12 protein-coding genes are annotated in these 18,228 nt (G+C 47.3%); 2 read left to right on the forward strand and 10 right to left on the reverse strand.

Annotation, left to right across the window (positions count from 1 at the left end; translation table 11 throughout):
* Positions 1 to 19: 19 nt before the first annotated feature.
* Positions 20 to 772: a bifunctional tRNA pseudouridine(32) synthase/23S rRNA pseudouridine(746) synthase RluA gene (gene rluA / locus VHA02S_RS10960; RefSeq protein WP_009698808.1), complete on the reverse strand. Its 753-nt coding sequence runs from the start codon at positions 770 to 772 to the stop codon at positions 20 to 22.
* Between the two features lie 238 nt (positions 773 to 1,010).
* On the opposite strand from rluA, the gene VHA02S_RS10965 reads away from it, so the two are divergent.
* Positions 1,011 to 2,276, forward strand: a complete 1,266-nt coding sequence (locus VHA02S_RS10965) for an Nramp family divalent metal transporter (protein ID WP_038898323.1) — start codon at positions 1,011 to 1,013, stop codon at positions 2,274 to 2,276.
* Positions 2,277 to 2,375: 99 nt separating this feature from the next.
* Here the strand turns inward: VHA02S_RS10965 and rapA are convergent, their stop codons facing one another.
* Positions 2,376 to 5,285 (reverse strand): RNA polymerase-associated protein RapA, encoded by a 2,910-nt coding sequence (rapA, locus tag VHA02S_RS10970; RefSeq protein ID WP_038898322.1) that lies wholly within the window; start codon positions 5,283 to 5,285, stop codon positions 2,376 to 2,378.
* A 536-nt stretch (positions 5,286 to 5,821) separates the two neighbouring features.
* Here rapA and VHA02S_RS10975 point away from each other — a divergent pair.
* Positions 5,822 to 7,198: a PhoH family protein gene (locus VHA02S_RS10975; protein WP_005444370.1), complete on the forward strand. Its 1,377-nt coding sequence runs from the start codon at positions 5,822 to 5,824 to the stop codon at positions 7,196 to 7,198.
* A gap of 167 nt (positions 7,199 to 7,365) precedes the next feature.
* Here VHA02S_RS10975 and tldD read toward each other — a convergent pair whose 3' ends face one another.
* From tldD to VHA02S_RS11015, 8 genes are all read right to left on the reverse strand, one after another.
* The gene (tldD, locus tag VHA02S_RS10980) at positions 7,366 to 8,811 is read right to left on the reverse strand and encodes a metalloprotease TldD (RefSeq protein ID WP_005444369.1); all 1,446 of its coding nucleotides are present in this window, start codon (positions 8,809 to 8,811) and stop codon (positions 7,366 to 7,368) included.
* An 11-nt stretch (positions 8,812 to 8,822) separates the two neighbouring features.
* Entirely contained in the window at positions 8,823 to 9,644 is an 822-nt protein-coding gene (locus VHA02S_RS10985) for a carbon-nitrogen hydrolase family protein (RefSeq protein WP_038898321.1), read from the reverse strand.
* 39 nt (positions 9,645 to 9,683) lie between these two features.
* Positions 9,684 to 13,562, reverse strand: coding sequence for a YhdP family protein (locus VHA02S_RS10990; RefSeq protein WP_038898320.1), 3,879 nt, complete (start codon positions 13,560 to 13,562; stop codon positions 9,684 to 9,686).
* Between the two features lie 11 nt (positions 13,563 to 13,573).
* Positions 13,574 to 15,043, reverse strand: a complete 1,470-nt coding sequence (gene rng / locus VHA02S_RS10995; RefSeq protein ID WP_005444363.1) for a ribonuclease G — start codon at positions 15,041 to 15,043, stop codon at positions 13,574 to 13,576.
* A gap of 18 nt (positions 15,044 to 15,061) precedes the next feature.
* On the reverse strand, positions 15,062 to 15,631 hold the full coding sequence (locus tag VHA02S_RS11000; RefSeq protein ID WP_009703017.1) for a Maf family protein: 570 nt from the start codon (positions 15,629 to 15,631) through the stop codon (positions 15,062 to 15,064).
* A 4-nt stretch (positions 15,632 to 15,635) separates the two neighbouring features.
* Complete coding sequence (mreD, locus tag VHA02S_RS11005; protein WP_005444359.1) at positions 15,636 to 16,124, reverse strand: rod shape-determining protein MreD; 489 nt, start codon at positions 16,122 to 16,124, stop codon at positions 15,636 to 15,638.
* Positions 16,114 to 17,004 (reverse strand): rod shape-determining protein MreC, encoded by an 891-nt coding sequence (gene mreC, locus VHA02S_RS11010; RefSeq protein WP_005444357.1) that lies wholly within the window; start codon positions 17,002 to 17,004, stop codon positions 16,114 to 16,116. The genes mreD and mreC overlap by 11 nt, the downstream gene beginning before the upstream one ends.
* Before the next feature lie 147 nt (positions 17,005 to 17,151).
* Positions 17,152 to 18,195, reverse strand: a complete 1,044-nt coding sequence (locus tag VHA02S_RS11015; RefSeq protein WP_038898319.1) for a rod shape-determining protein — start codon at positions 18,193 to 18,195, stop codon at positions 17,152 to 17,154.
* Positions 18,196 to 18,228: the final 33 nt, after the last annotated feature.

Here is an 18,228-nt window from a genome sequence, read left to right on the forward strand (position 1 = left end):
TCACTGCCTAAAGATGAATTTATGGACGTGGCAGTGTTTTGTAATCTGGTAATTTACGCGCTGGGTCGAAATAGTCAAAGATCATCGCTTCCGCTTCCGGGTAAAAATCACAAGGAACAAAAATGCTGCGCAGCCAATGGCATTTCGGATGGTAAAAGCTCAATTCAGCGGCGTGCAGTTCTAGGCGCTCAGAGAAAGCTTTTGCTTCTTCAGTTGCGTAAAATTCATCCCCCACAATCGGGTGACCTAATGCTTGCATGTGGACACGCAATTGGTGTGAGCGACCAGTGATAGGCAGTAAACGTACAATCGTCGTCTTCGCTCCATCAGGGTGCTCCTCTCGCTTCGCCACTTGGAATAGCGTCTTAGAAGGTTTGCCATCTTCAAAACACACTTTCTGCAGTGGACGGTTAGGCCAATCGCAAATCAGCGGCAGGTCAATCTCACCCTCTTCTTGCTCTACGTGCCCCCAAACTCGTGCATAGTAGATCTTATGCGTCAATCGATATTGAAACTGCTTCTTTAAAGCACTTTCTGCATGTTTGTTCTTCGCCAGAACCATCAAACCGGAAGTCGACATATCCAAACGGTGTACCACTTGAATGTCTGGATACTGCTCAGTGAGGCGACTCCACATACTGTCATAGTGCTCAGCGAGACGGCCCGGCACAGAGAGCAGACCGGATGGCTTATTCACAGCCAATATTTGCTCATCTTCAAAAACGACATCAATCCAAGGATCAGTTGGTGGATTGTACTCAAGCATTGCCATGGGCAGGATCTCTACAGAATAAAAACGCGCTGATTATACCCAAGAGCCCTCAAGATGCATGCACAAAACACGTTTAATTTTTTCACCAACAAGGGTCGATATAACTTTTTGAAATAATAAAAATTAACAAGTCAAACCACCAATAAAAATAAATTCAAACCAAGTTGTAAATTTAAATTGACAACCATACTGGGCATGTTACTTATAGTTTATCGTTGATGAACAAGGACAATAACAAATGGAATCGGCAGTACCAGATCAACCCCAATCCAAAATCTCCCAATTTGTACGCTCGTTGGGTCCCGGCATTCTCATGGCTTCTGCGGCGGTTGGTGGCTCTCACCTCGTTGCTTCAACGAAAGCTGGTGCCATTTATGGCTGGCAACTCGCCGTGCTTATCCTGCTAGTAAACCTTTTTAAATACCCTTTTTTTCGAGCAGGCGTGCAATACACCATGGGCACAGGTAAAACCTTGGTTGAAGGCTACGCTAAGCTTGGTCGCCCCTACCTTTGGTTGTTCTTGTTTCTCAGTTCCGTTTCTGCGGTGATCAATACAGCAGCGCTTCTGATGTTCAGTGCGAGCTTGTTGGGCTACTTCATTCCATTTTCATTGTCGATGGCATCACTCAGTATCATTGTATTGGTCACGTGCTTGGTGATCCTATTCGCTGGTCATTACAAAGCGCTGGATACGCTCTCGAAAGTCATCATGACAGTACTGACTATTGCGACATTACTAGCAGTGGCGATTGCATTTGGTAATCCGGTAGAGCCCGTTGCGAACTTTGAACCCCCTTCTCCTTGGTCAATTGCAGCTATCGGCTTTATCGTTGTAACCATGGGCTGGATGCCAGCACCAATCGAGATCTCTTGTTTGACGTCTGCGTGGCTCAAACGCCAAACTAGCCAACAAGAAGTCACCGCAAAATCTGCGTTGTTTGATTTCAATGTCGGCTATATTGGTACTGCGGTATTGGCTTTGGTGTTTGTATCGCTAGGTGCGTTGATGCTACACGGCTCAGGCATCGAGCTTAAAAGCTCTGGCGTGGGCTTCTCCCACCAGCTAGTCGGCTTGTACGCTGCAACTATTGGTGAATGGTCACGCTACCTAATTGCGGTGATTGCGTTCTTCTGCATCTTCGGCAGTACAATTACGGTAATTGATGGCTACTCACGTGTGATTTCAGACTCTCAACGTCTACTGCGCTCGCAACCAGAAACGACCCCAAAAGCCACGTCTGCGATCATGCTAACGGTATCGGTCTTAGCATTAGGTATTGTGGTGTTCTGGGCTTCAGCACTACTACCAATGCTGAACTTTGCCATGGTACTGGCGTTTATGACGACACCATTCTTTGCGCTACTGAACTACATTTTAGTGAGCAAAACCGACTTACCTAAGCCATTAGCGCTAGGTCGTAAATTGAAGTGGTTGTCGATTGCTGGCTTGATTTACTTATTCGGCTTCTTAGCGCTGTTTATTTGGTGGAAGTGGCTAATGTAATTGGCTACGAGCAATTCACCGAACCGCTGAGATAAACCAAGCTCAGATAAAGAAAAAGGTCTTCAATTGAAGACCTTTTTTCGTGTGTTTGAACGCTGATTAGTTGTGGCTGACCACAATCAGACGTAGCGAATCTAGCTGAACCTGAGCTTGGTTGATGTAACCTGTTAGCTCTTTGATTTGCTCTTCAATCGATTCAATTTCTTCATCACGGATGTTCGGGTTAACCGCTTTCAGTGCTTGTAGACGCTCAAGCTCGGCATTCAAGCTTTGTTGCATGTCTTGATGCGCTTGCTTGCGAACTTCTTCCACTTTCTGCTCAACCAATGCGTCACCCGCTTCGATTAGGCTGTGAATGTCTTTCTGTACCGATGTCACTAACTTGCTGCCTAGGTGACGGTTTACCGGGCTAAGCTGACGGTTGAAGCCTTCAAACTCAACCTGAGAAGACAGATCATTACCACGACTGTCCATCATCATGCGAATTGGCGTCTTCGGTAGGAAACGAGCAATGCCGCTGCGTTTCGGCGCTTGTGCATCCACCGCATACACCAGTTCAAGTAGGATAGTGCCCACTGGTAGCGCTTTGTTCTTCAGCAGAGAAACCGCAGAGGTACCCACACCTTCGCTCATCAGCAGATCAATACCACCTTGAATCATTGGGTGTTCCCAACTGATGAAGTGCATGTCTTCACGAGATAGCGCTGTATCACGGTCAAATGTGATAGTCGCACCTTCGTATGGCAAGCCTGGGTAGCTTGGCACCATCATGTGCTCAGATGGCGTTACCACAAGTGCGTTCTCGCCTTTGTCGTCTTGGTTCAAGCCAATGGTGTCGAACAGAGACAATGCGAACGTTACTAGGTTTGTATCACCATCTGTCGATGAGATTTTCTCAACAATCTGCTGCGCTTTCTCGCCGCCGTTTGAGTGCATCTCTAACAGACGGTCACGACCTTGCTCAAGTTGTGATTTCAGCTCTTTGTTCATTTTCGCTGATTCTTCAATCACTTCATCAAGGTTTGAAACATCACCAGACGCCAGCATTTCAATCAGCGCATCAGAGTACTTATCGTAAACCGCGCGACCTGTTGGACAGGTTTCAGCAAACGCATTTAGACCTTCATCGAACCAACGCGCAAGGATCGCTTGTGATGTGCCTTTTAGGTAAGGTACATGAATGTCGATATCACGCTTCTGACCGATACGGTCCAAACGACCAATACGTTGCTCTAGCAAATCTGGGTTGAACGGTAAATCGAACATCACTAGCTGGTTAGCAAACTGGAAGTTACGACCTTCTGAGCCGATTTCGCTACAGATGAGAACCTGCGCGCCACCCTCTTCTTGCGCAAAGTAAGCAGCCGCTTTGTCACGCTCAAGAATCGACATACCTTCGTGGAATACGGTTGCACGAATACCTTCACGCTCACGCAGTGCCTGCTCAAGTTGCAGCGCTGTACTTGCACGAGAAGCGATAACCAGCACTTTGTCGCTGCGCTTCTCTTTTACTTTCTCGAGCAGCCAGTTCACACGTGAGTCAAATTGCCACCAGCTTGAATCTTCACCTTCAAATTCTTGGAAGATTTCTTCTGGATAAAGGTTCTTCACCGCGCGCGCTTCCGGTGTCATCTTGCCGCCGATCATGCCTGATACACGCATTGACGTGGTGTACTGCTGCGGAATGTCCATTGGCATTAGATGCACGTTACGCTTCGGGAAACCTTTGATCGCTGCACGCGTGTTACGGAACAGAACGCGACCTGTACCGTGACGGTCCATCAGGTTGTCGATCAGCTCTTGGCGCGCTGACGCTTTCGCTTCTTCATCACTGTCGCTTTCGATAATGCGGAATAGCGGCTCAACGTCTTGTTCAGAAAGCAGTTCTGTAATTTGGTTTTTCGCTTCGTCAGGCAGTTTCTCACCAGAGAACAGCGAAGTGATAGCATCCGCCACTGGTGCGTATTGTTCTTCTTCTTCAACAAATGCGTCGTAATCGTAGAAACGATCTGGATCTAGAAGACGTAGACGAGCGAAGTGACTCTCACGACCTAGCTGCTCTGGTGTTGCCGTTAGCAGTAGCACACCCGCAGTGCGTTCTGCCAAGCCTTCTACCACTTGGTATTCGCGGCTTGGTTTGTCTTGGCTCCATTCTAAGTGGTGCGCTTCATCGACAACCAATAGATCCCACTCGCCTTCTAGCGCTTGCTCGAAACGCTTGCGGCTCTTACGTAGGAAATCCAGTGAACACAGCACGTATTGCTGCGTATCAAATGGGTTTTCCGCTTCTGCGAACGCTTCAATACAACGCTCTTCATCGAAGATAGAGAAGTGCAGGTTGAAACGACGCATCATCTCAACGAGCCACTGGTGTTGCAGTGTCTCTGGCACCACGATAAGGATACGTTCAGCACGACCTGACAGCACTTGCTGGTGGATGATCATGCCCGCTTCGATGGTTTTACCCAGACCAACTTCATCTGCTAGCAATACGCGAGGCGCGTGACGACGACCGACTTCGTGCGCGATGTAAAGCTGGTGAGGGATCAAGCCTGCACGCATGCCACACAGACCACGCATTGGGCTCTTGTGTTGCTCAAATTGGTTTTGTAGCGCACGGTAGCGAAGTACAAAGTTGTCCATGCGATCGATTTGACCTGCGTACAACTTGTCTTGCGGCTTGTTAAAACGAATGTGGTTGCTTAGGAAGATTTCACGCAACACGATCGCCGTTTCTTGCGTGTCTTCACGAGTACCGAAATAGGTGTATAGACCTTCATCTTCCAGTACTTCTTCAACTTTTAATGACCAACCTTCTTGGCAATCGATGACATCACCGACGTTGAACGTTACTCGGGTAACTGGTGCATCGTTACGTGCGTAAACTCGGTTTTCCTCTGATGCTGCAAACATCAATGTCACAGTACGAGCATCCATTGCTACTACGGTACCTAAACCTAAATCGCTTTCCGTATCGCTAATCCAGCGCTGCCCCAAAGCAAATGTCATGAATTGACTACCTCGTTGTTGTTTCTTGTTGGTCTCTACCCATCCCGATGGGCATGGATAATAGTTTAGATCTGATTCTGGCTTCTGCTATGCCAATCGTGCTTGTCATGCCACTTTGTGCTGTGCATTTTTAAGCCAGCTGCACATGATAAATCGGGCGTAGCCTATACGCAGAAAAAGGTCGCTAATCTTACTTGAAGCTGTGATTTAGGTCACGCCGAAACCGCCCAGAGGGGCAACTTTTTTTCCTGAATTAGGAATGCAATCAAATTGTAAAAAACTCATGACAATTATTAAGTTGTAAGAAGTAAATTTTACGTATACTTCTAATGAGGGGCGCTTAGAGTCATCAAGCATGATTTGAGCGCATTAAGTACACGATTAGGATCAACACGGGTTTGCAGTAAGTTGTCTTGCTACTCGGTTGCGCACTAACCGACATTGCCCGACAACCTCTATTGCAAGCAATCAGAGTTAGGAAGACTGTTCCTTCTTAGCTACTAGCCAGCAAAGCCGCGCTGCGGCAAGGAGACGCTATGGGCGATACCGATCGGAAACTGTTTGTACTCGATACCAACATTCTTCTTCATGAACCCTTCGCCATCTTCTCTTTCCAAGAACACGATGTCGTCATCCCAATGACCGTGTTGGAAGAACTCGACCGAATCAAAGACAGTAAACGTGATGTAGCAAGGGATGCACGCGTTGCGATTCGCGCTTTGGAAGATCTGTTTAAAGACGCAACACCCGATGAAATCTCAGAAGGTATTCCAGTTTCTAAAGACAACCCTAGCCAAGGCACCATCTCTATTTTGGCGGACTTCGAATTGCAGGAAACCGTCAAAGCCTTCGCCGACAAAGCCGGTGACAACCGCATACTCAATGCGGTGCTTTATCTGCAAAACAAACGCGCACCACGTGAAGTCGTGCTCGTAACCAAAGACATCAACATGCGTTTGCGAGCCAAAGGCGCTGGCGTACGTTTCGTTGAAGACTATCGTACGGATCAACTGATTGATGATATCCAATATCTCACCAAAGGCTTCCAACAACGTGAAGGTGATTTTTGGAGCGATGTGGATGAAGTTGAGAGTTACGCGCTGGGTGGAAAAACGTTCCATAAACTCAACCGCGAACCGTTCGAGCCGACCTTTATCAACCAATACGTGATTGATGAAGAGAGTGATTTTGTAGGTCGAGTAGAAACCATTAATGAGGATAAGGTTACGCTGCTCGACCTGAGTCGTGAGCGCATGATGCATCGTCGCGCTTGGGACATTACACCGAAAAATATCTATCAAGGCATGGCGATGGATGCCTTGCTTGATCCTGATATTGATTTGGTAATTCTGACCGGCGCTGCCGGTAGTGGTAAAACGCTCCTTGCAATGGCAGCAGCACTAGAGCAAACCATTGAAAAAGGCATGTTCGATAAGATTATCGTAACGCGGAACACGCCAGATATTGGTGAGTCGATTGGTTTCTTACCGGGCTCGGAAGAAGAGAAAATGATGCCGTGGTTAGCCGCAGTGACCGATACCTTGGAAGCGCTGCACAAGAACGACCATTGCACCGAAGGTTCGATGAAGTACATCTGCGATAAAGCCAACATTCAGTTTAAATCGATTAACTTTATGCGTGGTCGCTCTATCCAGAATGCGTTTGTCTTGCTCGATGAGTGTCAGAACTTAACCGCTTCACAAATCAAAACCATCATCACCCGTTGTGGTGAAGGCACTAAGATTGTGTGCTCGGGTAACTTGGCACAGATTGACTCCCACTACCTAACCCCAGTGACGTCTGGTTTGACGTATATGGTTGAACGCTTCAAGAACTTTGAAGGCAGCGCCAATATTCACCTCAATGGTGTGGTGCGCAGTCGCTTGGCAGAGTTTGCGGAAGAGAATCTGTAGCGAATCATCTCCCCCTAAAACAAAAGAGCGCTCAATGGGCGCTCTTTTATTCTTTAATAGCTTAACGTTTGATGCTCTAGGCTAAAAGTCGAGATTCCCTATCATCGCTCCTTCGTCGCGGTAAGGAATGACGATCTTTAACGTCATAGCTAATTGGTAGTTAATGCTTACTCAGTACCACCCACGGTGATTGAATCGAGCTTCAATGTTGGTTGACCAACGCCAACTGGTACGCTTTGACCCGCCTTACCACATACGCCAACGCCTCTGTCGATGCTTAGGTCGTTACCCACCATAGAAACTTGTTGCATTGCTTCGATGCCTGAGCCTATCAACGTTGCGCCTTTCACTGGGCGAGTGATTTTGCCATCTTCAATCAAGTACGCTTCCGATGCAGAGAACACGAACTTACCAGAAGTGATGTCCACCTGACCGCCCCCGAAGTTTGGTGCGTACAGACCTTTCTTCACTGTAGAGATGATCTCTTCTGGCGTGTGCTCACCCGGCAGCATGTAAGTGTTGGTCATACGTGGCATTGGTAGATGCGCGTAAGACTCACGACGACCGTTACCTGTAGGATTCACACCCATTAGGCGTGCGTTCAACTTATCTTGCATGTAGCCCTTAAGCACACCATTTTCGATAAGTGTGTTGTATTGACCGTTCACACCTTCATCATCCACGTTCAATGAACCGCGCAGATCTTTTAGCGTGCCATCATCCACGATCGTACAAAGCGGAGATGTCACTTGCTCACCCATCTTGCCCGAGAACACTGACGACTCTTTGCGGTTGAAATCACCTTCTAAACCGTGACCTACCGCTTCGTGCAGCAATACGCCCGGCCAGCCAGAACCAAGTACCACAGGCATCATGCCTGCAGGTGCTGCTTCTGCTTCTAAGTTCACTAGCGCCATACGAATCGCTTCATCTGCGAATTGGAAGGCTTGTTTCACGCCGTTCGTTTCAGATAGGAAGAAGTCGTAACCAAAACGACCACCACCACCAGCGCTACCGCGTTCACGGCGATCGCCTTTTTCAGCAAGAACACTGATTGATAGACGAACCAGCGGACGAATATCGCCAGCGTAAGTACCGTCGGTTGCTGCAACTAGCATTTGCTCGTGCACACCGCTGATGCTTATCGACACTTCTTTGATGAGTGGCTCTTTGGTACGAATGTACGCATCCAGAGACAATAACAGTTCAGTTTTTTGTTGCTTTTCCCAGCTTGCTAGTGGGTTTACCGCATCGTAGTAAGCTTGGTTATCAGAACGCTTGAATGCGTGTACTTTGCCGTTTTGACCTTGCTGCGCAATACCACGCGCTGCAATCGCACTTTGCTTCAAACCTTCTAGTTGAATTTGGTCTGAGTAGGCGAAACCGGTTTTCTCGCCTGTGACTGCACGTACACCGACACCACAGTCAATATTGAAAGAGCCATCTTTAATGATACTGTCTTCTAGAACCAGAGACTCATGCCAGCTGGACTGAAAGTAAATGTCCGCATAATCGATCTGGCGCGTTGCAATGCTCGCTAGTGTGTCAGCGATGTCTTGCTCTGTCAGACCGTTTGGGGCAAGGAGTGCCTGTTCTATTTGGTTTATGCTCATAGTTAGCTCTTTTATTTCCGTTTCAATTCATTTTGAAAGCGACTGTGTTGAGTCAGCGGCATATTCTGCCTTACTTGCTGGTTGTGTGACAAATCTATCTCTGCCACCAGCAATCCTACTTGGTCATTCAATTGTTGGTGAACGCGCCCCCAAGGGTCAATCACCATGGAGTTCCCCCAGGTTTGACGACCACATGGATGCGTCCCCGTTTGCCCGCAGGCAAGAATCCAGCATTGGGTTTCAATCGCACGCGCTCTTAGCAGTACTCCCCAATGCGCCTCTCCCGTGACAGCGGTAAACGCAGCGGGCACAACGATAACTTGTGCTCCTGCTAAGCGTAGTGCTTTAAACAGTTCAGGAAAGCGTACGTCGTAGCAAATACTTAAGCCTACCGTACCAATATTGGTCTCTACCGTCACGATGCGATTACCTGCACTAAAGGTATCCGACTCACGATAGCTGCCATGCCCATCGGCGACATCCACGTCAAACATATGCAGCTTATCGTAATGAGCAATACGCTCGCCTTGCGGTGAGAAAACCAATGTCGTGGTAGTCACACCTTGTTCAGTACGAATCGGCATACTGCCGACTATTAGCGTTAATTGATTGCGTTGTGCGATCTCAGATAAACACTGCTGGATAGGACCGTCACCCAAAGTTTCTGCGTTCTGGTGATACGCCTCTCGATTGGCAAACTGCGTAGCGTTTTCTGGTGTCACAACCAGCTTCACACCTTGCTCAGCAGCCAATGCACATTGCTTGGCAATGAAGTCCAGATTCTCCTCGATATCTGGACCTGATGTCATTTGAATGATGCCAACACGTTCCATGTATTCAATTCCTTGTTCGTCAGAAGACTAACCGCGCAATTACTTCGCTTGCTCACGCAGTTTTTCTGGCAACTTGTATTCACCTTTGCTTCGTGAAATCTCTTTTACGGTAGGTGAATCCAGAGGACCTTTCACTTCGTAGTTTACTTGCGTGAAGACTTCCACTACTGGAGAGATAACCGTCGAAATCGCCAGTACGTACAACGCCGTTTGAGGCGCTACAGCAAAGGCAGTCAGCATAGGCAAACCTGAAGTAATGTCCGGAGTAAAGTTCACTTCCGCATCCACCAAGCGGGTGTTCATATCGGCGATGCCACGAATCTTCATTTCACCGGCCAGTGCATCCATCACAATATCGTTGGTGATAAATACACCATCTTGGATTTTGCCTGTACCCGTGATTGAGTTGAATGCCATCCCTTTGTCGAACACGTCGGTAAAGTCGAGCTGCATCTTACGAATGATCGAATCAAGACTAAACAGACCGAGCAATCGCGCCGCGCCACTCACTTCGGTGATCACGCCTTTACCAAATTCGGTAGAGACGTCACCTTGCAAACTTTGAGTCTTCATCGACCACGGCGCGCCATCCCAGTCTAGGTTGGCATTGATTTCAAACGGCGCTTGTTGGATGCCAGAGGTGATCCCAAAGCGCTCCATCAAATCACTGTTATTATCACCTTTAACTTTCATGGATAGGTTTGAATGACTTCGCTCTTTGGTTAGCTCCCACCAACCGCTCATATCAATACGGTTTTGGCCACTACTGAAAGTTACGTTCTTCCATTCAAGTCGATTATTGCCACGCTCGACATCCACGTTTACCTTGCCGACCTTGTAACCTTGCAACCAGAAATCATCAATGTTCAAAGTTAAGTTTGGCATTTCTGCATGGAACTTGCGGTCAAAGTTTGAGATTAGTGGTGCGCTCTGATCTTCACTAGCGAACAGAGAACTGCGCTCTTTCGTCATCTCATCAAAACCTGGAATATACAGGTGTAAATGCTCCAATGAGACGGACAAATCATATGGTTTGAGGTAATTGGCTTTGCCTTTCACTTCTTGACTATCAACATCGAGCTGCCAGCTTAGATTCTTCTTACGTGCATTCAAATCCACATCGTGAAACTCGATACCACCAAGCTCCAAATTCTTCACATCCATGCTAATACGCGTTGGAAGTGGAACAGTCGGTGTTTTCATGCTCGACAAAACAGACTGTGTGGTACTTTGTGGAACGTGCATTAAATCCGCCCACTTATCGAGGCTCAAATCATCCAAACGAATTGAGGCATCGTGTCCTACCACAGGGCTGATTTTGAAACCGCCGTTCCCCACAACGAGATTTGTTGCGGTCAATACTGGGACATCGCCTGAAATGTCGATTTCCGTTTGGTACTTCGCATTTGGGATCTGCAAACGAGCCGAAACACTTTCTTGGTTTCCAGAAGCTTGGAGCTTCGCTTGCCCTTTTTCGCCCCGTTTTTTCCCAAGCGGGTACGGATATTCACTTGCTAACTGACTAAGCTGAGCAAGCACATCCACTTGATAGGTAAAACCCACATCGTTGAGTTGTAGATCGATGTCCATTTGCCATGGTGCATGACCTGAAACAAGGCTTAACCAACGCTCGCCAAGGTAAGGTTTGAGTGGGTCTACCTCCCAATCACCAAGGGTATTGATGGTCACATTGTAGCCTTGCTCGGCGTTCTCACCACGAAAGTCCAGTGAGATTGGCTGCTTCAATAATTCAGCAGATAGACCAGAAGTAGTCACTACATCGTTATCGAACTTGATACGGCCAGTCGCGTTCTCTAACGTCATCGGCGGCGCATCAATATCTACGCGGTTGTTCTTAAGATCCGCATAACCCCATGCGCGAGCATCTTTCTCGGTATCAAATGGGATATTGAGTTGGAATTCTGAATAAACAGGACCACTAACTTGCAGTGCGGTCAACGCAGCCCCCACAGAGTCAACCAGTGGCGTTGCCATCATGTAGTCACGAACTTCATTACCCGGTGCGCTTGCTTTCGCTTCGATCTCGATATGGCCACCTTCTGCAAGCTCGGGAATACGACCTGTGATTCGCTTCGCTTTCACGCCATTTAACGTGGCAGACTTCGAATCCAAGTACATGGCATCGTTTTCAAACAACAAATCGAGTTGTAAATCTGTAATGGTTGGCCAAGCAGTATCAAAGCTGAACTTCGCATTCTTCAATCCAACCCATGCTTGGAACATGCCGTTATGCTCTTTATACGGGAAGTCACCTAGCTCGCCATACCAAAGCAGCTTCGCAGTATTGACCTTACCCCCCTGAATCGCAGTAGATAGGTAGTCTGTCAAATCTTGCCCAAGTGCTAGAGTTGGAAGGTAACGCCACGTTTCACCAGCGTTGTAGAGATCAGCTTCTGCATAAAACGACAGAAATGGGCTTTGCTCTTTCGGGAAATCGAGACGGAACGCACCCAGCACTTGCAGATCGGGTGTCGCCGCAGTCACTTTATCAGACCACAAACGCCAACCATCTTCATCTTGCTGCCAAACGATGTCGACTTCACCCTGCTTGATGTTTAAAGGCGCTTGGAATACGTCCCCATATGGGAAGACATCATCGATAACCGTCACTTTCGCTTTTGCTTGTTCTAGGTTACCCGAGACTTTGCCTTGCACATGACTAAAGCCAGGCAGCAGCTCCCACTGCGTTAAACCCAATTCATCCAGTTCGGCTGAGTAACGTAGCGTATCTAAACCACCATTCATCGACAGGCGAATGTCTTCCACTCGTCCTTTCGGCGCTAGTTTATCTAGCAAATCCGTAGTGGATTCTGATTTAGGTGCTAACTTAACGAGCGGGGTTAACGCTTCAATGTCTAATTGGGATAAGTTGAGTAGCCAGCCACCTGGTTGCCAATCAAAGGCAACATCCAGCTCAGGCCATGGTCGGTCATCGGTGCGGATTTGCAGTGAGTGACCATTTACTTTCCAGCCTTCTTTATCTGGTGAAAGCTTGAAAATACCAGACTCCAGCAGCAGTTCATGACGCCCTTTCTCATTCCACACTAACTCAGAGGGTTGCAGATCGACATAAGCGTAACTTGGTTGGCTGTGTTGCAACGTCAACCAAGTGTTGAGACTCACTTTGCCTGACTCAACGCCAGACTCATCTTGCATGTAAGTGGTTAGCCAAGGCGTCACGGACACATCTTTTGCACTTACGTAAAATTCACCTGAGATATCACGCAGCGAACCATAATCTTTGAAGTTAGCACGCACTAACAATGAGTTGAGACTTGCGTCCGCAATGCTCACTGTGCCTTCCGCTAAGTGATGCTTACCTTGGTTGCTCCAACGTAATTGCTCGATGTCCAAGCGGCGTGTTTCACCAGACACTGACTTGTACCAAATACGTGAGTCGGTAATCGTGAAATCTTCAAACTGACGCAGTAACAAGGAGTCCAACTGATCAATCAGCTTTGATTCACTTTGGCTGACATTCGCTGCTGGGTCGTTACTTTCTGATTTAGACAACAAATCAACGGTACGAATATCTAACGCCAAGTCATCAATGGTGAGATCCGCGACCACAGGCTTAAACTTTAGGAGAGATTGAATCAAGTCGAATTCAATATGAATTTCATCCACGGCAAAGCGCGCGTCTTGGTTATTCGGCAGGTTCGCTTCTAAGCCTTGCAGTGCGATAGAGGGATGGCTATTACGCCAAGAGCCAGCAACGCTGGCAATAGAAAAGTCAAAACCTGTGCCTTGCTTGACCCAGGTTTTGATCTCATCTTGGAAGTGGTTAAGTTGTGGCAATGCTACGCGTAGTGTGGTTACTAAGATGGCTAAAAGCACTAATAACGTCACTAAAGTCCACGCGCAGAAACGCCCGAAACGGTTAAAACCAGAATTCACAAATTTTCCAATTACATCATGACAACGTCAAACTGCTCCTGAATGTACAGGGGTTCAGCTTGAATACGAACTTGCTTACCAATAAATACTTCGAGTTCAGCCAGTGCGTGAGATTCATCACCCAATAGTGTTTCCGCTACGTATGGTGACGCGTATACGACAAAGTTGTCTGCATCATAAGCACGGTTCACTCGGGTAATTTCACGTAGGATCTCGTAACACACGGTCTCTACTGTCTTCACGCTACCGCGACCTTCACAAGTAGGACAGCTAGAACATAAGATATGTTCAATACTTTCGCGCGTACGCTTACGAGTCATCTCAACTAAGCCTAGCTGAGTAAAGCCGTTAATGTTGGTCTTCACTCGATCTTTTGAGAGCGCTGTTTCCAACGAAGTTAGTACACGCTTACGATGTTCTTCTGACGCCATATCGATAAAGTCGATAATGATAATGCCGCCTAAGTTGCGCAGACGCAGCTGACGAGCGATCGCTTGAGTCGCTTCAACATTAGTGTTGAAGATGGTTTCTTCAAGATTACGACGACCGACAAACGCGCCAGTATTGATGTCGACCGTTGTCATTGCTTCAGTTTGATCAATGATTAGGTAGCCACCTGACTTAAGCTCAACTTTACGTTCCAGAGAGCGTTGGATTTCGTTCTCTGTGTCGTACATATCGAAGATTGGCTTATCGCCTTCGTACAACTCAAGCTTATCAGTCAGCTCAGGAACATACTCAGACGTAAACTCTTTAAGGTTCTCGTATTCAAGACGAGAGTCAACCATAACCTTGTCTAGCTCAGTGCCAACAAAATCACGCAGGATGCGTTGTGCCAAGCCTAACTCACCGTACAAGGTCGAACGGGTTTTGTACTTCGAGCGACGCTCCATGACTTTCTGCCATAAGCGCTTCAAAAATGCCGCATCTTGAGAGAGCTCTTTTTCGTCTGCACCTTCTGCCGCAGTACGAATAATAAAACCGCCGTGCTCGTCGCAGTAGTGGTTAACCACTTTCTTTAGACGCTCACGTTCACTTTCACTTTCGATACGCTGAGAAACGCCAACATGGCTAGCCCCAGGCATAAAGACAAGATAACGTGATGGGAGGGTAATATCAGTCGTCAGGCGAGCGCCCTTGGTACCTAGTGGGTCTTTAACCACCTGCACAACAATATCCTGACCTTGGCGAACCAACTCAGAAATATCACGGACTTGAAATTGTTGCTTTTCGTTTTCCGCCACACACTCAGTATGCGGAACAATATCTGACGCGTGCAAGAATGCCGCTTTATCTAAACCAATATCGACAAACGCCGCTTGCATGCCCGGCAATACTCGGCTCACTTTGCCTTTATAAATATTGCCAACAATGCCACGGCGCGATTCTCGTTCTATATGAACTTCTTGTAGTACTCCACCTTCAATCATGGCCACACGAGTTTCACTCGGGGTCACGTTAAGCAGCAATTCTGCACTCATGTGCACACCTCAAAACAATTATAAAAATTCTTGAATTAGCTGATCGGTTTCGAACAAAGGTAAGCCTACTACGGCGTGATAACTGCCTTCGATTCGGGTGACGAAACGCCCACCGAGTCCTTGAATACCATAACTTCCAGCTTTATCGCATGGTTCGCCTGACTGCCAGTATCGTTCTATTTCTTCTTCAGTCAGAGTTTTGAACCACACGTCAGTGATAACGACCACTGAGTGTTGTTGTTCTTTTGATACGACGCTCACCGCAGTCATCACTTGATGCTGACGACCCGATAAATCGCTGAGCATGCGTTTTGAATCTTCGAAATTTTTTGGTTTTTCTAATACGTGGTTATCGCACACCACCACGGTATCGGAGCCCAATACAACGGAATCAGGCTTAGCCATCGCTAAGCCTGCTTGAGCTTTTTCCAGAGAGAGACGCAAAACATAGTCTTTTGCTTGCTCGTGATCTTGTTTGGCTTCCTCTATATCAGGAAGCACAATATCAAAGTCATAACCTAGTTGAGCAAGCAACTCTTTTCTTCTCGGAGAACCCGATGCGAGAACGAGGGATAAGCCCTTTTTCACAACGCTACCTTACGTGCCATGCGCGACGGACGCGTCGCATTAATAAAAACATCCATGGCCAAAGTATACAGTTTATTGCCGCAGTCCACAGAGATAATGGATTAAATACTACGTCCTGGTTCAAATATTCCCCACAGAATATAAGAAGTTCCAGTAGCACGGTAAAAAAGGCAATCAAAATCGATTGTTGCCACAATGCCATGTTACGAATCACCAAGAAGTTCAACGCAACCAAGTAGATAACGATCGACATCATCATCCCTCGGATCCCGAGCGTCGAGCCAATCAAAATATCCCAAAGCAAACCTAAAACCAGAGCGGTACCAACGTTAACACGATGCGGCAGTGCCAGCACCCAATAACAGGTAACGAGGAACAGCCATGATGGACGTAGTAAATCCAAAACGCCTGGCCATGGAATAGTTTGCAGGACTAGCGCGACGAAGAAGCTGACGCCGATGACCATTCGGCTTCTAAATACACTATTGGCCATCGGTTACCTCTTGTTCTGAACCTTCTTCTACATTGGACTGCAGTACTTTGTGTTGACGGTCTTCATTCGGCCAAATCAATAGCAAGTAGCGCAGGCGATCAAACTCAACCACAGGTTCCGCTTTGATTGATGCGAATTCTTGGCGAGTATCGTGATCCACATTCGTAACAGTTGCGACTGGGTAGCCTTCTGGATAAATACCCCCAAGACCCGATGTCACCAGCAAATCGCCAACTTGGATATCGGTACTGGTTGGGATGTGCTCTAGTTGGATTTCATCCACTTCACCATTACCGGAAGCGATAACACGAATATCGTTACGAATCACTTGGACTGGAATTGCGTTTTTCGCATCTGTTAACAACAAGACACGTGCGTTGTGCGCGGCCACAAACGTTACCTGACCAACGATACCTTTCTCGTTGATAACAGGTTGACCAACGTAAACGCCATCAATACGACCTTTGTCGATCACCACTTGGTGGCGGTACGGTGACGTGTCCACAGCCATCACTTCTGTGACGACTTTCTTCTCGTCACGGACGAATGAAGAGCCGAGCAGTTTACGCAGGCGTTGGTTTTCTTCTTTATATTGGTCGAGCAAGATCAGCTCGCTCTTCAGGCGAAGCACTTCGCGCTTCAAATTGCGATTGCCTTCAATCAGTGCCTGACGAGTATTTAAACTCTCGAACATTCCATCGAACATGCTACGAGGCAAATTAGCTGCGTATTGGATTGGCGCAACCATACTGTTCAATAGGTATCGGACGTTGGAAAACGTATCTAGACGGTTATCAGCCAGCATCAAGCTCGCCGACACGATGACAGCAAAAAACAGACGCAATTGCAGAGATGGACCTCTGCCAAAAATCGGTTTCATCTTGTTTTTAACCTGATTGCTACCATGATTATTGAGCCTTACTTGGCAACCTGAGAATCTGACATGAAGAGATTCTAGGTATGGAGCAGATTGAAATTACAGAGAGCGGAAATGAAGGTGAAGCCCATATGGACTCCACCCTGCACTTTATTCTTCAGAGAATAGATCGCCACCGTGCATGTCGATCATTTCTAGTGCTTTACCGCCGCCACGAGCCACACAGGTTAGTGGATCTTCAGCGATAACCACTGGAATACCAGTTTCTTCCATTAGTAGACGGTCAAGGTCTTTCAGTAGTGCACCACCACCTGTTAACACCATACCGTTTTCAGAGATATCAGACGCAAGCTCTGGTGGACACTGTTCTAGTGCAACCATCACTGCCGATACGATGCCTGACAGTGGCTCTTGTAATGCTTCTAGGATTTCGTTTGAGTTCAGGCTAAAGCTGCGTGGCACACCTTCTGCAAGGTTACGACCGCGAACTTCGATCTCTTGAACTTCATCACCAGGGTAAGCAGAACCGATTTCGTGTTTGATCTTTTCAGCCGTTGCTTCACCGATCAAGCTGCCGTAGTTACGACGTACGTAGTTGATCACAGCTTCATCAAAGCGGTCACCACCAATACGTACAGAAGAAGAGTAAACCACACCGTTTAGTGAGATAACCGCAACTTCAGTTGTACCACCACCGATATCAACCACCATTGAACCTGTTGGCTCAGAGACACGCAGACCTGCACCGATTGCTGCCGCCATTGGCTCATCAATTAGGTAAACTTCGCGCGCACCGGCACCTAGTGCAGATTCACGAATCGCACGACGCTCAACTTGAGTAGAACCACAAGGAACACAAACCAGTACACGTGGGCTTGGTTTAAGGATGCTGTTGTCATGCACTTGCTTAATGAAGTGCTGAAGCATTTTTTCTGTTACGTAGAAGTCAGCGATAACGCCATCTTTCATTGGACAGATAGCTGAGATGTTACCTGGCGTACGACCAAGCATCTGTTTTGCCGCATGGCCTACAGCAGCAACGCTTTTTGCAGAACCTACACGATCTTGACGAATAGCAACTACAGAAGGTTCATCAAGGACAATACCCTGTCCCTTTACGTAAATTAGAGTGTTGGCAGTACCTAAATCGATAGATAGGTCGTTTGAAAACATGCCACGAAGTTTTTTAAACATATTCTTCGCTCATCCTGCAAAAATTTAGAAGAC

This window comes from Vibrio harveyi NBRC 15634 = ATCC 14126 = KCTC 12724, assembly GCF_001591145.1.
Taxonomy (GTDB): domain Bacteria; phylum Pseudomonadota; class Gammaproteobacteria; order Enterobacterales; family Vibrionaceae; genus Vibrio; species Vibrio harveyi.

Excerpts from the sequence above, each read along its gene's own strand:
- mreC (WP_005444357.1), bottom strand. The coding sequence starts at position 17,004 with ATGAAACCGATTTTTGGCAGAGGTCCATCTCTGCAATTGCGTCTGTTT.
- tldD (WP_005444369.1), bottom strand. The coding sequence starts at position 8,811 with ATGAGCATAAACCAAATAGAACAGGCACTCCTTGCCCCAAACGGTCTG.
- rapA (WP_038898322.1), bottom strand. The coding sequence starts at position 5,285 with ATGACATTTGCTTTGGGGCAGCGCTGGATTAGCGATACGGAAAGCGAT.
- VHA02S_RS10965 (WP_038898323.1), top strand. The coding sequence starts at position 1,011 with ATGGAATCGGCAGTACCAGATCAACCCCAATCCAAAATCTCCCAATTT.
- VHA02S_RS10975 (WP_005444370.1), top strand. The coding sequence starts at position 5,822 with ATGGGCGATACCGATCGGAAACTGTTTGTACTCGATACCAACATTCTT.
- rluA (WP_009698808.1), bottom strand. The coding sequence starts at position 772 with ATGGCAATGCTTGAGTACAATCCACCAACTGATCCTTGGATTGATGTC.
- VHA02S_RS11015 (WP_038898319.1), bottom strand. The coding sequence starts at position 18,195 with ATGTTTAAAAAACTTCGTGGCATGTTTTCAAACGACCTATCTATCGAT.
- rng (WP_005444363.1), bottom strand. The coding sequence starts at position 15,043 with ATGAGTGCAGAATTGCTGCTTAACGTGACCCCGAGTGAAACTCGTGTG.
- VHA02S_RS10985 (WP_038898321.1), bottom strand. The coding sequence starts at position 9,644 with ATGGAACGTGTTGGCATCATTCAAATGACATCAGGTCCAGATATCGAG.
- mreD (WP_005444359.1), bottom strand. The coding sequence starts at position 16,124 with ATGGCCAATAGTGTATTTAGAAGCCGAATGGTCATCGGCGTCAGCTTC.